Source organism: Tardiphaga sp. P4_G1, assembly GCF_056401215.1.
On the sequence record NZ_JBFUJU010000007.1, the window covers coordinates 391,094 to 408,411 of the forward strand.

General features: G+C 61.2%; 18 protein-coding genes. 9 read left to right on the top strand and 9 right to left on the bottom strand.

All coding sequences use genetic code 11. The features are described 5' to 3' along the window. Nucleotides 1-203: 203 nt before the first annotated feature. Genes AC1DUY_RS19300 through sdhC form a run of 4 tightly spaced genes read right to left on the bottom strand, consistent with a single transcriptional unit; the run spans nucleotide 204 to nucleotide 3,649 of the window. On the bottom strand, nucleotides 204-986 hold the full coding sequence (locus AC1DUY_RS19300) for a succinate dehydrogenase iron-sulfur subunit (RefSeq protein ID WP_068737894.1): 783 nt from the start codon (nucleotides 984-986) through the stop codon (nucleotides 204-206). A gap of 24 nt (nucleotides 987-1,010) precedes the next feature. Next, on the bottom strand, nucleotides 1,011-2,849 hold the full coding sequence (sdhA, locus tag AC1DUY_RS19305) for a succinate dehydrogenase flavoprotein subunit (RefSeq protein WP_089266499.1): 1,839 nt from the start codon (nucleotides 2,847-2,849) through the stop codon (nucleotides 1,011-1,013). A 3-nt stretch (nucleotides 2,850-2,852) separates the two neighbouring features. Continuing rightward, complete coding sequence (sdhD, locus tag AC1DUY_RS19310; protein ID WP_089266497.1) at nucleotides 2,853-3,254, bottom strand: succinate dehydrogenase, hydrophobic membrane anchor protein; 402 nt, start codon at nucleotides 3,252-3,254, stop codon at nucleotides 2,853-2,855. Beyond that, nucleotides 3,251-3,649: a succinate dehydrogenase, cytochrome b556 subunit gene (gene sdhC / locus AC1DUY_RS19315; RefSeq protein WP_068737900.1), complete on the bottom strand. Its 399-nt coding sequence runs from the start codon at nucleotides 3,647-3,649 to the stop codon at nucleotides 3,251-3,253. The genes sdhD and sdhC overlap by 4 nt, the downstream gene beginning before the upstream one ends. 246 nt (nucleotides 3,650-3,895) lie before the next feature. On the opposite strand from sdhC, the gene AC1DUY_RS19320 reads away from it, so the two are divergent. Both AC1DUY_RS19320 and AC1DUY_RS19325 read left to right on the top strand, forming a co-directional pair. Then, nucleotides 3,896-4,744, top strand: coding sequence for a sulfite exporter TauE/SafE family protein (locus AC1DUY_RS19320; RefSeq protein WP_089266495.1), 849 nt, complete (start codon nucleotides 3,896-3,898; stop codon nucleotides 4,742-4,744). Nucleotides 4,745-4,841: 97 nt separating this feature from the next. Beyond that, a complete protein-coding gene (locus AC1DUY_RS19325; RefSeq protein ID WP_478116309.1) occupies nucleotides 4,842-5,837 on the top strand; it encodes a cation diffusion facilitator family transporter in 996 nt (331 codons plus the stop codon). A 76-nt stretch (nucleotides 5,838-5,913) separates the two neighbouring features. Here the strand turns inward: AC1DUY_RS19325 and AC1DUY_RS19330 are convergent, their stop codons facing one another. Continuing rightward, nucleotides 5,914-7,428: a malonate--CoA ligase gene (locus tag AC1DUY_RS19330; protein ID WP_309941193.1), complete on the bottom strand. Its 1,515-nt coding sequence runs from the start codon at nucleotides 7,426-7,428 to the stop codon at nucleotides 5,914-5,916. A 408-nt stretch (nucleotides 7,429-7,836) separates the two neighbouring features. On the opposite strand from AC1DUY_RS19330, the gene AC1DUY_RS19335 reads away from it, so the two are divergent. The 3 genes from AC1DUY_RS19335 (at nucleotide 7,837) to AC1DUY_RS19345 (ending at nucleotide 10,107) form a co-directional block, all read left to right on the top strand. After that, nucleotides 7,837-8,424: a fasciclin domain-containing protein gene (locus AC1DUY_RS19335; protein ID WP_068737906.1), complete on the top strand. Its 588-nt coding sequence runs from the start codon at nucleotides 7,837-7,839 to the stop codon at nucleotides 8,422-8,424. 253 nt (nucleotides 8,425-8,677) lie between these two features. After that, nucleotides 8,678-9,313 (top strand): cytochrome b/b6 domain-containing protein, encoded by a 636-nt coding sequence (locus AC1DUY_RS19340; protein ID WP_478116312.1) that lies wholly within the window; start codon nucleotides 8,678-8,680, stop codon nucleotides 9,311-9,313. 11 nt (nucleotides 9,314-9,324) lie between these two features. Then, nucleotides 9,325-10,107 carry a molybdopterin-dependent oxidoreductase gene (locus AC1DUY_RS19345; RefSeq protein ID WP_478116314.1) on the top strand — a complete coding sequence of 261 codons (783 nt, stop codon included), beginning with the start codon at nucleotides 9,325-9,327 and terminating at the stop codon, nucleotides 10,105-10,107. Here the strand turns inward: AC1DUY_RS19345 and AC1DUY_RS19350 are convergent. Then, the gene (locus AC1DUY_RS19350) at nucleotides 10,094-11,281 is read right to left on the bottom strand and encodes a YbfB/YjiJ family MFS transporter (RefSeq protein WP_478116316.1); all 1,188 of its coding nucleotides are present in this window, start codon (nucleotides 11,279-11,281) and stop codon (nucleotides 10,094-10,096) included. The two genes, AC1DUY_RS19345 and AC1DUY_RS19350, sit on opposite strands and share 14 nt — an antisense overlap. A gap of 138 nt (nucleotides 11,282-11,419) precedes the next feature. On the opposite strand from AC1DUY_RS19350, the gene leuB reads away from it, so the two are divergent. Further along, the gene (gene leuB / locus AC1DUY_RS19355; protein ID WP_478116318.1) at nucleotides 11,420-12,532 is read left to right on the top strand and encodes a 3-isopropylmalate dehydrogenase; all 1,113 of its coding nucleotides are present in this window, start codon (nucleotides 11,420-11,422) and stop codon (nucleotides 12,530-12,532) included. 75 nt (nucleotides 12,533-12,607) lie between these two features. On the opposite strand, the gene AC1DUY_RS19360 is transcribed toward leuB, so the two are convergent. After that, a complete protein-coding gene (locus AC1DUY_RS19360; protein WP_478116320.1) occupies nucleotides 12,608-12,985 on the bottom strand; it encodes a hypothetical protein in 378 nt (125 codons plus the stop codon). 187 nt (nucleotides 12,986-13,172) lie between these two features. After that, nucleotides 13,173-13,976, bottom strand: a complete 804-nt coding sequence (locus tag AC1DUY_RS19365) for a hypothetical protein (RefSeq protein WP_478116322.1) — start codon at nucleotides 13,974-13,976, stop codon at nucleotides 13,173-13,175. 115 nt (nucleotides 13,977-14,091) lie between these two features. Between AC1DUY_RS19365 and AC1DUY_RS19370 the strand changes: the two genes are divergently transcribed. Next, entirely contained in the window at nucleotides 14,092-15,126 is a 1,035-nt protein-coding gene (locus AC1DUY_RS19370; protein WP_068737914.1) for an aspartate-semialdehyde dehydrogenase, read from the top strand. A gap of 58 nt (nucleotides 15,127-15,184) precedes the next feature. On the opposite strand, the gene AC1DUY_RS19375 is transcribed toward AC1DUY_RS19370, so the two are convergent. After that, nucleotides 15,185-15,820 (bottom strand): carbonic anhydrase, encoded by a 636-nt coding sequence (locus AC1DUY_RS19375; RefSeq protein ID WP_068737916.1) that lies wholly within the window; start codon nucleotides 15,818-15,820, stop codon nucleotides 15,185-15,187. A 209-nt stretch (nucleotides 15,821-16,029) separates the two neighbouring features. Here AC1DUY_RS19375 and AC1DUY_RS19380 point away from each other — a divergent pair, with 209 nt between their 5' ends. Next, nucleotides 16,030-16,908 (top strand): HpcH/HpaI aldolase/citrate lyase family protein, encoded by an 879-nt coding sequence (locus AC1DUY_RS19380; protein WP_478116325.1) that lies wholly within the window; start codon nucleotides 16,030-16,032, stop codon nucleotides 16,906-16,908. Nucleotides 16,909-17,122: 214 nt separating this feature from the next. Continuing rightward, nucleotides 17,123-17,318, top strand: a 196-nt coding sequence (locus tag AC1DUY_RS19385) for a helix-turn-helix domain-containing protein (RefSeq protein ID WP_478115900.1), incomplete at its 3' end; no start/stop codon positions are given.

Genomic DNA, 17,318 nt, shown 5'->3' on the forward strand with positions numbered 1-17,318 from the left:
GCAGGCAGCCCTTACGGTTCCTAATACCGGCCCTTGATGGGCGGCTGACGAAGAGCAGAAACGACTATTTGTGCGCCGACAATTGGCTCTATCCCTGAACGAGCTACGGCGCCGCGACTTTCGTCATGGCGCCGTAAGGACTATTTTGTTTAGTAAGAACTTTATTGTCCAAAGACAATCGGCAAACCCGGATCCTTAAAACGTCAGACCTGACGCTCGACCATCTTCATCTTCAGCTCGGCGATAGCTTCAGAGGGGTTGAGGCCCTTCGGGCACGCCTTGGCGCAGTTCATGATGGTGTGGCAGCGATAGAGCCGGAACGGATCCTCGAGATTGTCGAGACGTTCGCCGGTGGCTTCGTCGCGGGAGTCCTTGACCCAGCGGGTGGCCTGAAGGAGGGCAGCCGGACCGAGGAAGCGGTCGCTGTTCCACCAATAGCTCGGGCACGAGGTCGAGCAGCAGGCGCACAGGATGCATTCGTAGAGACCGTCGAGCTTCTCGCGGTCCGAATGGCTCTGCTTCCATTCCTTCTGCGGGGTCGGCGTAGTGGTCTTCAGCCACGGTTCGATCGACGCATACTGGGCATAGAAGTTGGTGAGATCCGGCACGAGGTCCTTCACGACGGGCTGATGCGGCAGCGGATTGACCTTGATGGCGCCGTCGTCGACTTCGTCCATCGCACGGGTGCAGGCCAGCGTGTTCTGGCCATCGATGTTCATGGCGCAGGAGCCGCAGACGCCTTCGCGGCAAGAGCGGCGGAAGGTCAGCGTCGGATCGATGTTATTCTTGATCCAGATCAGACCATCGAGAACCATCGGACCGCAGTCGTTGGTATCGATGTGATAGGTGTCGACCGACGGGTTCTTGCCGTCATCCGGATTCCAGCGATAGACGCGGAATTCGCGCGTCTGCGTGGCACCGGCCGGCTTCGGCCATTCCTTGCCGCCGGTGATCTTGGAATTCTTCGGAAGTGCGAACTCAGCCATTCTCTCAAGCCTTCGCTGTCATCATTAGTACACGCGCGCTTTGGGCACGATGTACTGAACGTCGTTGGTCATCGTGTAGTCGTGCACCGGGCGATAATCGATGGTGGTCTTGCCGCCCCCATCGATCCACGCCAGCGTGTGCTTCATCCAGTTCTTGTCGTCGCGATCCGAGAAGTCCTCGCGCGCATGCGCGCCGCGGCTCTCGGTGCGGTTCGCAGCCGAGTCCATGGTGACGATGGCCTGAGTGATCAGGTTGTCGAATTCGAGGGTCTCGATGAGATCCGAATTCCACACCAGCGACCGGTCAGACACGGCGATATCGCCGATACCGCCATACACCTTGTGGATCAACTCCTTGCCTTCGTTCAGCACCTCACCAGTGCGGAACACGGCGCAGTTGGTCTGCATCACATGCTGCATGTTCTCGCGGATCTTCGCGGTCGAAGTGCCACCCTTCGCATAGCGGTAGTGATCGAGACGACCAAGCGCGCGGTCGGCCGAGTCCTTCGGCAGGTCGGGCTGCTTGGCATTCGGCGTCAGCTTCTCAGCGCAGCGCAGCGCGGCCGCACGGCCGAACACCACGAGATCGATCAGCGAGTTGGAGCCGAGACGGTTGGCGCCGTGCACCGACACGCAGGCGGCTTCGCCCACGGCCATCAGGCCCTGCACCACCGCATTGTCGTCGCCGTCCTTCTTGGTGACGACTTCGCCGTGATAGTTGGTCGGGATGCCGCCCATGTTGTAGTGCACCGTCGGAACGATCGGAATCGGCTCCTTGGTGACATCGACGCCGGCGAAAATGCGCGCCGAGTCGGAGATGCCCGGCAGACGTTCGGCCAGCACCTTCGGATCGAGATGGTCGAGATGAAGGAAGATGTGATCCTTCTTCTTGCCGACGCCGCGGCCTTCGCGGATTTCGATGGTCATGGCGCGCGAAACCACGTCGCGCGAGGCGAGATCCTTGGCCGACGGTGCGTAGCGCTCCATGAAGCGCTCGCCTTCGGCATTGACGAGATAACCGCCTTCGCCGCGCGCGCCTTCAGTGACGAGACAGCCCGAACCGTAAATGCCGGTCGGATGGAACTGAACGAATTCCATGTCCTGCAGCGGCAAACCAGCCCGCAGCGCCATACCGCCGCCGTCACCGGTGCAGGTATGCGCCGAAGTGCAGGAGGCGTAAGCGCGGCCATAGCCGCCGGTGGCGAGAATGACGGTCTGCGCCTTGAAGCGATGCAGCGTGCCGTCGTCGAGCTTGAGCGCAATGACGCCGCGGCAGACGTTCTGATCGTCCATGATCAGATCGATGGCGAAGTATTCGATGAAGAACTCGGCCGAGTGGCGCAGGGCCTGGCCGTACATCGTGTGCAGCATGGCGTGACCGGTCCGGTCGGCGGCCGCGCAGGTGCGCTGGGCCTGGCCCTTGCCGTAATCCATGGTCATGCCGCCGAATGGGCGCTGATAGATCTTGCCGTCTTCGGTGCGCGAGAACGGCACGCCCCAATGTTCGAGCTCGTAAACGGCATCGGGCGCGTTGCGCACCATATATTCGATGGAGTCCTGATCGCCGAGCCAGTCCGACCCCTTCACGGTGTCGTACATGTGCCAGCGCCAGTTATCCTCGTGCATGTTGCCGAGTGACGCGGAGATGCCGCCCTGGGCGGCAACCGTATGCGAACGAGTCGGAAATACCTTGGTGATGCAGGCGGTGCGCAGGCCAGCTTCGCCGCAGCCGACGGTCGCGCGCAGCCCGGCGCCGCCGGCGCCAACGACAACGACGTCATAGGTGTGATCTTCGATGGGATAGGCGTGGCCGTTGGTGGCGGGGCCGCCAACGCCGTTCGCGCCAGTGCCGTTGACGGCCATGCGCTACACTCCGGATGAAAGTTTAAGGATGGCGTAGATCGATGCCAGCGCCACGGCGGCAGAGAAGAAATTATTGCCGATGATCGAGATCAGCTTGATCTTCTCGTCATGGACATAGTCTTCGATCACGACCTGCATGCCGATCTTCATGTGCCAGATGCTGGCAACGATGAAGAGCAGCATGACGATAGCCACGATCGGCGAACCAAGGACCTGCGCGACGCCGGCCTGGTTGCTCCTGAAAACCGACATCACGATGAAGATCACAGGGATCAGCAGAAGTAGCATGGCCACTGCAGTCAGGCGCTGACGCCAGAAGTCTGATGTGCCCGAATGCGAGGAGCCGAGACCGCGAACGCGACCGAGCGGCGTGCGCACCGACTTCGGAGAGTTGGAACCGCTCATCGTCCGCCTCCGATCGCGTAGGCAATGATCCAGAGCAGGATGGTGATGCCGATGCCGCCGATCAATGCGGCCCAGGTGAGCCATTCACGCTCGGATGGCTTGAAACCGTAACCGAGATCCCAGACCAGATGGCGGATGCCGCTCATGGCATGATGGATCAGCGCCCACGTGTAGCCGAATGCGATCAGGCGACCGATGATGCTGCCGGTGAAGGCCTGCACATGGGCATAGGCGGCTGGGCCGGACGCAGCGGCGATCAGCCACCAGACAAGAAGCAAGGTGCCGAAATACAAGGCGACGCCAGTAGCGCGATGCACGATGGACAGCGCCATCGTCAGGGTCCAGCGGTACACTTGGAGATGCGGCGAAAGGGGTCGTTCGATCCGAGCGGTCATTTAGCAACTTTGACAGGTTAATGGGCAGACGGTGCCCGATTGGGGATCGCGTAGAGCAATTCTATTTACGAACTCAAAACAACCAGTGCAATCGCGAAATGACATACTCCGAACAATCGTTCAGAGCTTCAAATGAGCCTTGCATTTGCGGGTATTGACAGTTGCCGGGCTTGTTGCTGACAGCCTTGGTGAAGCGCGATTCATGAGAACTTCATGATGCGATAGCAAATGGCAATCGGGGCGGGAATGGCTGGGCTCAATGTAACCGAGATTGTCGAACTGGCGGCGCTTCTTATTGCCGTCGGCGCACTGGCCGGTTTCCTGGCAGGTGTCTTCGGGATAGGCGGAGGCGCCATCCTGGTCCCCGTATTTTACGAGTGTTTCCGCATCGCCGGAGTGCCTCTGGAAGTACGGATGCCGCTCTGTATCGGCACCTCGCTGGCCATTATCATCCCGACCTCGATCCGGTCCTTCCGTGCCCATATGGCCCGCGGCGCCGTAGATATGGAGATCCTGCGGAAGTGGTGGTGGCCGATCCTGATCGGCGTCATCATCGGCAGTGTCACCGCCCGCTATGCGCCGGAGCGGCTGTTCAAGATCGTTTTCGTTGCCGTCGCCTGGTCCGCGGCGGCACGGCTGCTGCTCGCGCGCGACGGCTGGAAGCTCGGCGACGACTTGCCCGACGGCCCACTGATGAAGATTTACGGCTTCTTCGTCGGTCTTCTCTCCACGCTGATGGGCATTGGCGGCGGATTGTTCTCGAACCTGCTGATGACCTTTTATGGCCGGCCTATCCATCAGGCGGTGGCGACATCCTCTGCCCTCGCAGTGCTGATCTCGATCCCCGGCGCCATCGGCTACATCTATGCCGGCTGGCCGGCCGCCGCGCGCTTTCCCGATGTCGCAGCGCTGCAGCTTCCCTTCGCTGTCGGTTATGTCTCGCTGATCGGCGCGCTGCTGGTGATGCCGACCAGCCTGCTGGTGGCGCCGCTCGGCGTGAAGGCGGCGCATGCGATGTCGAAGCGCGCGCTAGAAATGGCGTTTGGAATTTATCTATTCATCGTCGGCAGCCGGTTTGTCATCGCTCTAATATGACCCCGTAAATCGGGGCCGCCGACGCGCAGCAGCAACCGTAATAGTATCCGGATCACAACTTGCTATGGATGCCGTCAGACCACGCGACGGAACACCGATGGCGCACTCACATCACGATCATGACGACCACGGTCACACACACGACCATGCCGGCCACGACCACGCGCAAGGCGATCACGCCGGTCATTCCCACGGCCCCGGCGGGCATGTGCATGCGCCCGCGAGTTTCGGCATGGCCTTCGCCATCGGCATCAGCCTCAATACCGTCTTCGTCGTCATCGAGGCGATTTACGGCTATGCCAGCGGCTCGATGGCGCTGGTGGCCGATGCCGGGCACAATCTCTCGGATGTGCTCGGGCTGATCGCGGCATGGACCGCGGCTGTGCTGTCAAAGCGCGCGCCAACGCCGCGCTTCACCTATGGTTTGCGCGGGTCCTCAATTCTCGCAGCGCTCTTCAACGCCGTGTTCCTGCTGGTTGCTGTCGGGGCCATCGCCTGGGAGGCCGTGCTAAGACTGTTCAATCCCGAACCGGTAGCCGAGATCACCGTGATGATCGTCGCGACCATCGGCATCGTCATCAACGGCGTGACCGCCTGGCTGTTTGCCTCGGGCCGCAACAGCGACCTCAACATCCGCGGCGCCTATCTGCATATGGTCGCCGACGCTGCGGTCTCGGTTGGCGTGGTCATTGCCGCGATCGTTATCATGTTCACCGGCTGGCTGTGGATCGACGCCCTGACCAGCCTCGTCATCTGTGTACTGATCGTCTGGGGCACCTGGAGCCTCTTGCGCGACTCCACTGCGATGTCGCTCGCGGCCGTTCCGCGCGGCATCGATCCTGCTGCAGTCCGTACCTATCTGGAGAAATGCCCCGGCGTCGCGCAGGTGCATGACCTGCATATCTGGCCCATGAGCACCACCGAAGTGGCACTGACCTGTCACATGGTGATCCCGTCAGGCGCGCCTGGCGATGCCTATCTGATGGAAGTCGCCGCACGCCTGAAGCGCGACTTCGGCATCGAGCACGCGACGATCCAGATCGAGATGGACCCGAATTCGGCCTGCGCGCTCGCGCCGGAGCATGTGATCTAGGGTATGGCCACACATAGCATCTCATGGTTCGAGACGGCGCTGCGCGCCTCCTCACCACGAGGGATCGTGCGAGGACCTACTTCGCGTAGATATCCTTGTAGCTATCGCGCAGTACGTTCTTCTGCACCTTGCCCATGGTGTTGCGCGGCAGATCGTCGACGAAGATCACACGCTTCGGCATCTTGAACTTGGCGATCTGGCCATCCAGCGCCTTGAGCACGGAGGCCTCGTCGATCGCGGTCTTCTTGTCGCTCACGACCACGGCGGTGACGCCCTCACCGAAATCTGCATGCGGCACGCCGATCACGGCGCTTTCTATCACGCCGGGCATGGCGTCGATCTCGCTTTCGATTTCCTTCGGATAGACATTGAAGCCGCCCGAGATCACCAGATCCTTGCCGCGGCCGAGAATGTGGACATAGCCCTTGGCGTCGATCTTGCCGAGGTCGCCGGTGATGAAGAACCCGTCGTCGCGGAACTCCGCCTTGGTCTTCTCCGGCATCCGCCAATAGCCCTGGAACACATTCGGCCCTTTCACCTCGATCATGCCGATGGTGTCGCGCGCGAGTTCTTTGGCCGTTTCCGGATCGGTGACGCGCACGGAGACGCCGGGCAGCGGGAAACCGACCGCACCGGGCACGCGCTCGCCGTCATAAGGGTTAGACGTGTTCATGTTGGTTTCGGTCATGCCGTAGCGCTCCAGCACGGCGTGGCCGGTGCGCGCGAACCATTCGCGATGCGTATCGGCCAGCAGCGGCGCGGAGCCGGAGATGAACAGCCGCATGTGGCTGCAAGTCTCTTTCGTCAGGTTCGGCGACTGCAGGATACGCGTGTAGAAAGTCGGCACGCCCATCAGCACGGTGGCGCGGGCCATCAGCTTGATGATGAGTTCCGGATCGAGCTTGGGCAGGAAGATCATCGACGCGCGCGCAAACAGCGTCACATTGCTCGCCACGAACAGACCATGCGTGTGATAGATCGGCAGGGCGTGGATCAGCACGTCGTCCTTGGTGAAACGCCAGTATTCAACGAGGCTCAGCGAGTTCGACGCCAGATTGTCGTGGCTCAGCATCGCGCCCTTGGAGCGGCCGGTGGTGCCCGACGTATAGAGGATCGCGGCGAGATCTTCGTTCTTGCGCTCGACCGTGCTGAAGTCCGGCTTCTCTTTCGCTGCCGCATCGGTCAGCGAACCCTTGCCGTCGGCGCCCAGCGTCTCGACCTTCGCACCGACCTTGGCCGCAATGGCGGCGAAGCCTTCAGCCTTGGAGGGATCGCACACCACCAGCGACGGTTCGGCGTCGGTAATGAAGTAATCAAGCTCGTTCAGCGTATAGGCGGTGTTGAGCGGCAGATAGACCGCGCCGGCGCGCACGGTCGCCAGATACAGCACCAGACCGGGCACCGACTTCTCGGTCTGCGCCGCGACGCGGTCACCCGGCTTGACGCCGCGAGCCACCAGCACGTTGGCCATCTGGCCCGCCAGCGCGATCAGATCGCCATAGCTGATGTGCTTGCCCTCGGGCGTCTCGATGGCGAGACGCGAGGCATCGTCGAGTTTATCGAACAGGCGAGAAAACAGGTTGGCGTTCATGGCAAGGTCACGCGGTGCAGGAGTGCGGGAGCGACCGGTGCAGCTGCCTGACGATCGCGTCAATTAATCCCGTTCCTTAGCAAGAATGGCCATATCTAGGCAACGCATGCCCGATGGGGATCGCCCCCATATCTGGTGGATCGGCCCCCTGGGTCGCGTAATCCCGGCACGGTTTCCGCACGTGATTGTATTAAACGCGATGCATCGAACTCGTTATTGCCTCGCGCGAACGAGATGCGCCGGCAAAAGTTTCAACGGCGCCAAAAAATATAGCCTGAAACTGGTCCCGAGACCTCGCGTAACTCGGGCATCGACGGCGCAATCTGGCCTCCAGGGGATTGCCGCGGTTGATGCCATTCATCGCACCAGCGAGATCGCTGGTCACTCACATCACTCGGGAGACGATCCATGTCCAAGCGCATTGCACTTCTGTCGGCCGTCGCATTCAGCACCCTCGCCATCACTGGCGCCGTGCTTGCCCCCGCGCAGGCCGAAGACAAGAAGATGATGAAGAGCGAAATGTCGGGCGAGAAGACGGTGATGGTCGGTGGCGCACCGATGTATCCGTCGAAGAACATCGTCGAGAACGCCGTCAACTCGAAGGATCACACCACGCTGGTCGCCGCCGTAAAGGCCGCCGGCCTTGTCGATACCCTCTCCAGCAAGGGCCCGTTCACGGTGTTCGCACCGACCAACGCCGCCTTCGGCAAACTGCCGGCCGGTACCGTGGACACGCTGGTGAAGCCTGAGAGCAAGGCGACCCTGACCAAGATCCTGACCTACCATGTGGTCCCCGGCAAGCTGAACGCCGCCGACCTCAAGGACGGCCAGAAGCTGAAGACCGTTGAAGGCGAAGAGCTGACCGTGAAGGCTTCGGGCGGCAAGGTGATGATCGTCGATGCCAAGGGCGGTTCCTCGACCGTGACCATCGCCGACGTCAACCAGTCGAACGGCGTGATTCACGTCATCGATACTGTCCTGATGCCGAAAGCCTGATCTCCGGCTTCTGCGCAACAAGTTCGCGCATCCTGACTTGTCCCCACTGGATGCGCGCGTCCCCCAAGGATACCGAGGGGCGCAAAAGGAGCGAGCCGGGGCAACCCGGCTCGCTTTTTTGTGATCGGTATGAGCCGACCCGACCGGGGTTGTTATAAGAGCTGCCGTAACGAACGACCGGTTATGCCGTATAGCTGGTAACAACTCGCGTCACCGAGCACCATCGAACCACTGCTCAGCCCAGGATATGCCTATGTCGAGCATCACAGCCGCCGGCGATCGTGCCGCAACCAAGGTTACGAATACCAAAGTCATCCAGCCCGCCTGGGTGCGCGTCGTGCACTGGATCAACGCCGTCGCGATCGTGCTGATGATCATGTCGGGCTGGCAGATCTACAACGCCTCGCCGCTGTTCAATTTCACATTCTCATCAACCATTACGCTGGGTGGTTGGCTCGGCGGCGGCATCATGTGGCACCTCGCCGCCATGTGGCTGCTGGTGATCAACGGCCTCGTCTATCTCACTCTTGGCATGGTCACCGGACGCTTCCGCAAGAAGCTGCTGCCGATCTCGGCGAAAGGTGTACTCGACGACACCAAGGCTGCGCTGACCGGCAAGCTCTCGCACGCTGATCTCTCGACCTACAATCAGGTGCAGAGGCTGCTCTATACCGGGATTATCGTGGTCGGCATTCTGATCGTCCTGTCGGGCCTCGCAATCTGGAAGCCCGTCCAGTTGCAATATCTTACTGCGCTGTTCGGCGGCTACGACACCGCCCGCTATGTGCATTTCTTCATGATGGCGGCCATCGTCGGCTTCCTCGTCATCCACGTCGCTCTGGCCCTGATCGTGCCGAAGAGTCTACGTGCAATGATTATCGGACGCTGAGGGATACGACCATGATCAGGAAACTCCGCTCCCTCATCATTCCCGGCGTCGACAAGAATCTCCTCGTCAAGGATGCCACCAAACTGATGCCCGATCTGTCGCGCCGCCGTTTCATCGCGTCGGGTGCAAGCTTCGGCGCATTGACTTTGCTCACCGGCTGCGAGGTGAGTGACAGTCTCTCGGCCGAGAACCTCCTGACGCATATGTCCAAGTTCAACGACATGGTTCAGGCCCGAATCTTCAATCCGAACACGCTGGCGCCGACCTATTCCGAGAAGGACATCAAGCGTCCATTTCCGTTCAACGCCTTCTACGCCGAGGACGACGCGCCGAATGTGGACGGCAAGGAGTGGAAACTCGAAGTCTCCGGCCTCGTGCAAAACAAGAAGTCATGGACACTGGACGAACTGCACAAGCTGCCGGAAGTGTCACAGATCACCCGCCATATCTGCGTGGAAGGCTGGAGTGCCATCGGCTCCTGGCAGGGCACGCCGCTGCGCGACTTCCTGAAACGGGTCGGCGCGGACACCAATGCGAGGTGGGTCCATTTCCGCTGCGCCGAGGACTATACGAGCTCACTCGATATGCCCACGGCCATGCATGCGCAAACGCAGATGACCTTCAAGTTCGACAATCAGCTTCTGCCGCGGGCCTATGGTTTCCCGATGAAGATCCGCGTACCGACCAAACTCGGATTCAAGAATCCGAAATACGTCGTCGCGATGGAAGTCACCAACGACTACAAAGGCGGCTATTGGGAAGATCAGGGCTATAACGATTTCAGCGGGAGCTGATCGGCTTCTGGAACATCGCCAGCACCGCACCGAACACCAGCGTCGCTGCTGAGACCACAAGAGCGGATGTGAGACTGCCGGTCGCGTCCGAAATGGCACCCACCGCGATCGGACCAAGAGTCTGGCCGATGCCGAACACGATCGTCACCGCCGCGATGGCCTTCGACCATGCCGCGCGAGGATAGTTGAAGCGCACGAAGGCCGTGGTTGCCGCAACCACCGCGAAGAATGCAACGCCGAAAATGGCGGCGGAGATGCCGAGCACCACAGGCGAATGCCCGAGCAGCGGCATCGCTGCGCCTACCGCATTGGTGCCAAGAATGATTGCCATGGCGCCGCCGCTCTGGCCACGCGCCAGCACATTACGCCACAGCCAGGGCGACGCGAACGAGCTGACGCCAATCAGGCACCAGAACGCGCTTTGTGCCAAAGCGCTGCCGCCGCCATCGCGCACATAGGCAATCATGAAGGTCATGTAGGCAATATAGCCGGCGCCAAACATGAAATAGGCAATGAGGTAAATCCACATCGGGCGGATCGCGAGCGGCGCCTTGTCGTCCGTTGACGTGTCATCAGCCGCATCGACGCGCGGGCGCAACAGCGGCAGGCCGATCACGACCGATACGAGACCGAGGACCAACCACACGATCCACCAGGAGCCCGGACCAAAGCCCTGCAGCACGAACGGCGCGATCAGACCGGACAGGAGGATACCCATACCTGGCCCGGCATAAAACAGACTGAGCAGATAGGACGACCGTTCGGGATAAGCGAGGCCGATGGTGGCGGCGAGCGCGCCGCCGGCCACGAACGAAACCGCCGCGCCAAAACCGGTGACCAGCCGCGCGATGCTGAGCAGCGTAAAATCCACGGTGACGCCGCAAACGATGAGCGACAGGATGCAAGCAAGCGTACCGCCCTGAATCACCGCGATCAGACCGAAGCGCCTGCCGAGCCCGGCCGCAACCAGTGCGCCGGCGAGATAGCCCGCGGCGTTGACGGTATTCATGAAGCCGGCCGCCGAATAGGACCATTGCAGGCTGTCGCGCATATCGGGCAACACCAGCGAATAGGCAAAGCGGCCGATGCCGAGCCCGATGGCCGGCGCGAGCGACAGGACGAGTATCAGCCACGCCGGGTTAGGGCGCGCCGGGGAAGGCACAGATGACGTCACGGGGATCTCCGCTGCGTCAGCAATGTCGCAGGTTTCACGGCACCCGCAATCATCCCTTCGGCAACACTGTCTTGCCATTCCTGCAATGACGTCTTAGCACTCGCGGCAATCAGTAACGGATTGCAAGGGCACTTGAATATGGCAACGCACAAATTGCTGCTTCTCCCCGGCGACGGCATCGGCCCTGAAGTGATGGCCGAGGTGAAGCGCCTGATCAACTGGATCGATGCCCAGGGCATCGCCAAATTCACGATCGAGAACGGCCTGGTTGGCGGCGCCGCCTATGATGCCGACAAGCTCCCTATCACCGATGCCACAATGGCCAAGGCGGATGCGGCCGACGCCATCATCTTCGGCGCCGTCGGCGGCCCGAAGTGGGACAGCGTGCCTTATGAGCATCGCCCCGAGGCCGGCTTGCTGCGCCTGCGCAAGGATCTCGGCCTGTTCGCCAATCTGCGCCCAGCCGTGTGCTATCCCGCGCTGGCGGAAGCATCGAGCCTGAAGCGTGAGGTCGTCGAGGGCCTCGACATCATGATCGTGCGCGAGCTCACAGGCGGCGTCTATTTCGGCGAACCGAAGACCATCACCGATCTCGGCAACGGCCAGAAGCGTGCCGTCGATACGCAGGTTTACGACACCTATGAAATCGAGCGCATCGCCCGCGTCGCTTTCGATCTGGCCCGCAAGCGTCAGAACAAGGTGACGTCGATGGAGAAGCGTAACGTCATGAAGTCGGGCGTGCTCTGGAACGAGGTTGTCACCCAGGTGCATGGCCGCGAATACAAGGACGTCACGCTCGAGCATCAGCTCGCCGATTCCGGCGGCATGAACCTCGTGAAGTGGCCAAAGCAGTTCGACGTCATCGTCACCGACAACCTATTCGGCGACATGCTCTCGGATATCGCAGCGATGCTGACCGGCTCATTGGGCATGCTGCCCTCGGCCTCGCTCGGCGAAGTCGATGCCAAGACCAAAAAGCGCAAGGCAATGTATGAGCCGGTGCATGGTTCGGCGCCGGACATTGCCGGCAAGGGCATGGCCAACCCGCTGGCGATGATCGCCTCGTTCGGCATGGCGCTGCGTTACTCGCTGGACATGGGTGAGTTGGCCGACAAGGTCGACCAGGCCATCGCCGCGGTGCTGGCAAAGGGTCTGCGCACGGCCGATATCAAGTCGGAAGGGTCAACCGTGGTGAGCACATCCGGCATGGGCGAAGCACTGCTGAAGGAATTGCAGACGCTGCACGCTTAAGCGCGCTCGAACCTCTCCCACAAACAAAAAATGCCCGGCTGAGCCGGGCATTTTCGTATTTGGATGTTGCCGCGCTCAGTAGAGCGGGAAGCGCTCGGGATAACCGCCGAGATCCCACTGCGAGTTGAGCGGCTGGCGGTCCAGCGGACGGTTGTTGTTGTCGCGGGCGAAGGAGTAACCGGGCGGATAGGCATAATCAGTGAACTTGCGGTCACCCGGGAGCACTTCGACGCCGGCATCGAGCCAAGAGCGACGCGTCACGTAAACGCGGGTGCGGCCCTGCTGATAGGACACGTTCGGGCCGCGCGCGCCATAAACAGCGTCACGGTCAGACACACGGACCTTCTTCTTGGTGGCGGCATCGGCCGGCGAGACGGCAACGACGGTCGCGATGACGGCAACCGTCGCGAACAACATGGCGAGAGTTTTCGCGGCGGGGAATTTCAAGGTCATCAGGTCCTCATTGCAGTCAGAAGATCGGCATTCAAAATGCCGAGTCGGCAAATCCGATTTGCGGTCAATTTAGCTGGCCGGGGTATCCGGCCACAAGGTCTATCCGGCCACAGTCGTCGATATAATGCGCGGTGTGGCCGAATGTTGCATGTAATCCAAGGTCTTGGTCCAACCCATCACGAAGAGGTCACAAGCTGCCGCGCAGCAGCGGGTTCTGGGCACCCGTGACCCAATCGGCCGAGGCCGCTGACAGCGCCGCACCGCTGATGCAGCCGGCCCGCTTCAAATCTGCCTGAGCAAAGGCCTCCTGCAGTCGGGGTTCATTGCCGGCGGTGAGCAGCACTAGCCGGTTTAGCGTGCAGGCAATGGCCGCCCGCCGCGCCGGTAGGCCGTCGCCCTGGCACGACCAGCCGGAAATCCTGAGATTGGCCACCTCCAGCGTCTTCATGAAGCCGAGGCAGCGCTTGCTGTCCTTCAGCCGGTCGGAAAAGCCCATCAGGGCGACCGGCCCGAATTTGCTGTCGATAATGCCCTCGCCCACCACGTCGCGGACGCCGCCGGGGTCCATGCGGCCCGCGATGTCCGCTGCCGGCGGGCCTGCCCGCTCAGCCTCGGCGCCAGGGCGATACAATTCCAGCTCGGCCACCGGGGGCTCCCCGGGCGACGACCAACGCAGGACATCCTTGCGACCGCCTTCGGGGCGCCTCAAAATCTCGTAAGAGGTTGTTTTACCTAATGAATCAAACTGACTGACGGCAAAAGCGGGATTGGAACGGCTGGCGACGCTCCAGCCGGCTTTGGCGACCGGTTCGCTGCTGAGGTCGAATTCCAGTCCGTCGAAAACGGTAACCGCGGCCATGACAACCAGTGCCAGCGCCCCCATATAGGCGAGCAGACGCACGGCGATGGCACCGCACTCGTCGGCAAAGCTCTGCAGGGCCGGATGGACACCTGCCGACTTTGGGTGGTGCGAAACCAAAATTGAACGCATCAACACACGCAAACACGCTTAGGACGTTGTCTTTGCGACGTTTCTCGCATAGAAGCGCGGCTCTTCCCTTTCCACGGTATGTGGGGGTGAAGCATTTTTCTTCGGAGAGTGAACGATGGGTTACAAAGTCGCGCTGGTCGGAGCGACCGGCAATGTCGGGCGTGAAATGCTCAGCATTCTGGATGAACGTAAATTCCCCGCTGACGAGGTCGTGGCGCTCGCGTCGCGCCGCAGCATGGGCGTTGAGGTTTCCTTCGGCGACAGAACCCTGAAATGCAAAGACCTCGCGACCTATGACTTCAGCGATGTCGACATCTGCCTGATGTCGGCCGGCGGAGCCGTGTCCAAGGAATGGTCGCCGAAGATCGGCGCAGCCGGTGCCGTCGTGATCGACAACTCGTCGACCTGGCGCATGGACCCCGACGTGCCGCTGATCGTGCCGGAAGTGAACGCCTCGGCCGTCGATGGCTTCACCAAGAAGAATATCATCGCAAACCCGAACTGCTCGACTGCGCAGCTCGTGGTGGCGCTGAAGCCTCTGCACGACAAGGCGACGATCAAGCGCGTCGTCGTCTCGACCTATCAGTCCGTGTCGGGTGCGGGCAAGGATGCGATGGACGAGTTGTTCTCGCAGACCAAGGCCGTCTACACCAACAGCGAGCTGGTCAATAACAAATTCCCGAAGCGTATCGCCTTCAACGTCATCCCGCAGATCGACGTGTTCATGGAGGACGGCTACACCAAGGAAGAGTGGAAGATGATGATGGAGACCAAGAAGATTCTTGATCCCAAAATCAAAATGTCCGCGACCTGCGTGCGCGTGCCCGTGTTCGTCGGTCACTCGGAAGCGGTCAACATCGAATTCGAGAATCCGATCTCGGAAGATGAAGCCCGCGACATCCTGCGCAATGCGCCAGGCTGCCTCGTGATCGACAAGCGCGAGCCCGGTGGCTACGTCACGCCCTATGAGGCCGCCGGCGAAGACGCCACCTATATCAGCCGCATCCGCACGGATTCGACGGTCGATAACGGTCTGGTTCTTTGGTGCGTGTCGGACAACCTGCGCAAGGGCGCGGCGCTCAACGCCGTACAGATCGCGGAATGCCTGATCAACCGCAAGCTGATCACGGCGAAGAAGAAGGCCGCGTAAGCGGACCTTCGACCTCCAACAATCGAAAGCCGGATGCTCAGCATCCGGCTTTTTTGTTTTACGCCACCGGCCGAAACTCTTTCGCGGCCTGATCGAGCACGGACAGCGAGCCGACAGCGACACCGAAGTAAGCGCCGTGCAATTCCAGCTCGCCGCTCTCGACCTTGCTGCTCACGAACGGGAACGTCATCAGGTTCTCAAGGCTGCGGAACACGGCGGCCTTTTCGATACGGGTGACGAAATCCTGGAACGCCTCGTGCTCGCGGATCTCAACCTTCTCGTCGGGCTTGATGAACATCGACATCCAGCGGCCGATGAAGTCACCCGGTGATAGCGGCGCCGCATTGTCGACGAAAGCGCGGATGCCGCCGCATTGAGCGTGGCCGAGGATCACGATGTGTTTCACCTTCAGCACCTGCACCGCATACTCCAGCGCCGCCGAGACGCCATGGGCGCCGCCATCGGGCTGATAGACCGGCACCAGGTTGGCGATGTTGCGCACCACAAACAATTCGCCAGGGGAGGCATCGAAGATGACCTCCGGTGAAACGCGCGAGTCGCAGCAGCCGATCACCATGACTTCCGGCGACTGGCCCTTTTCCGATAATTCGCGGAAGCGCGACTGCTCGGTCGGCAATCGCTCCGACGTAAAGGTCTGGTAGCCGGCAATGAGCTGCTTCGGAAATGATGTCATGGTCTGCCTCGTTCGGAGCATGATCCCGAAAAGTGGATACCGGTTTTCGCCGACAAACGGGGGCGTTTGTCGAGAGACCACGCTCAAACATATGGTCCCCACGGATAACCATAGGACACCAGCGCGAACAAGCCTTCCGAGCGGCGGGCTGAAATGTTATCGCGGATGCCTGAATAACGAACAGGCCATAATCACAGGGAAATGACGCCATGATCCGTCCGCGCCGCAGCCATTTGTTCATGCCCGGCTCGAACCCGCGCGCGCTGGAAAAGGCCCGTACCGTGGCCGCTGACGGCATCATCCTGGACCTCGAAGACGCCGTAGCGCCGGATGCCAAGGGAACAGCGCGCGACGCCATCGGGCAAACGCTTGCCTCCGGAGGCTTCGGCAAGCGCGAGGTCATCATCCGCATTAACGCGCTGGATTCGCCATGGTGGATCGACGACGTGACCATGGCCGGCAAGGCCAAGCCCGATGGCATCCTGGTGCCAAAGATTTCCAGCGTCGAGGATCTCTCAGCCGTTGCCGATCGCCTGAGTGACATTGGCGCCGACATGTCGATCAAGGTCTGGGCCATGATCGAGACCTCGCGCGCCATCCTGCATGCGGAAGAACTCGCGGCCGCCTCGCGCGATTCCGAAAATCGCCTAGCCGGCTTCGTGTTCGGCCCCAACGACATCGCCCGCGAGACCCGCATCCGCATGATGCCCGGTCGCGCGGCAATGCTGCCGATGATCACGCATTGCGTGCTGGCGACGCGGTTGCATGGTCTCGAAATTCTCGATGGTCCCTACAGCAATTTCAGCGATACCGAGGGTTTCATCGCCGAAGCCGAACAGGGCCGCGACATCGGCTTCGACGGCAAGACGCTGATCCATCCGAGCCAGATCGAGGCCTGCAACAAGGTCTTCACGCCGCCGGACGACGAAGTCGCCCAGGCCCGCCGCATCATCGCCGCCTTCGAACAGCCGGAAAACGCCAAGCGCGGCGCGATTCAGCTCGACGGCAAGATGGTCGAGCGGCTGCATGCGGACATGGCCAAGCGCACGATCGCGATTTCGGACGCGATTGCGGCGATGGGGAGCTGATTCTTTTTCCCGTCGTCCTAACGGAAGCCGCCATCAACACACTCAGGTCATCCCCGCCCAGCGCGCCAAGGGCGCGCGCGGGGTGGGGATCCATACACGCTTGCGATATAACTAAAGCATGACGGTTGTGACTCTGCCGCTTCAACCACACGGATCGTGGTTATGGGTCCCCTGAGTTCTCAAACGAAGTGCAACACCAGATTAGGGTGTTGCGATGGACGGAACCTACGCCCAGCTATCGCTGGATGACCGCTACAGGATTGCCCAGCTTTACGCCGAAGGGCGCTCGATCCGGCAAATCGCGGCAGCTCTGGATCGCGCGCCATCGACTGTCTCCCGGGAGCTGAAGCGCAATGCCGGCGTGCAGGTCGGCTACAAACCCGCTTACGCGCAGGGCCAGACAACAGCGC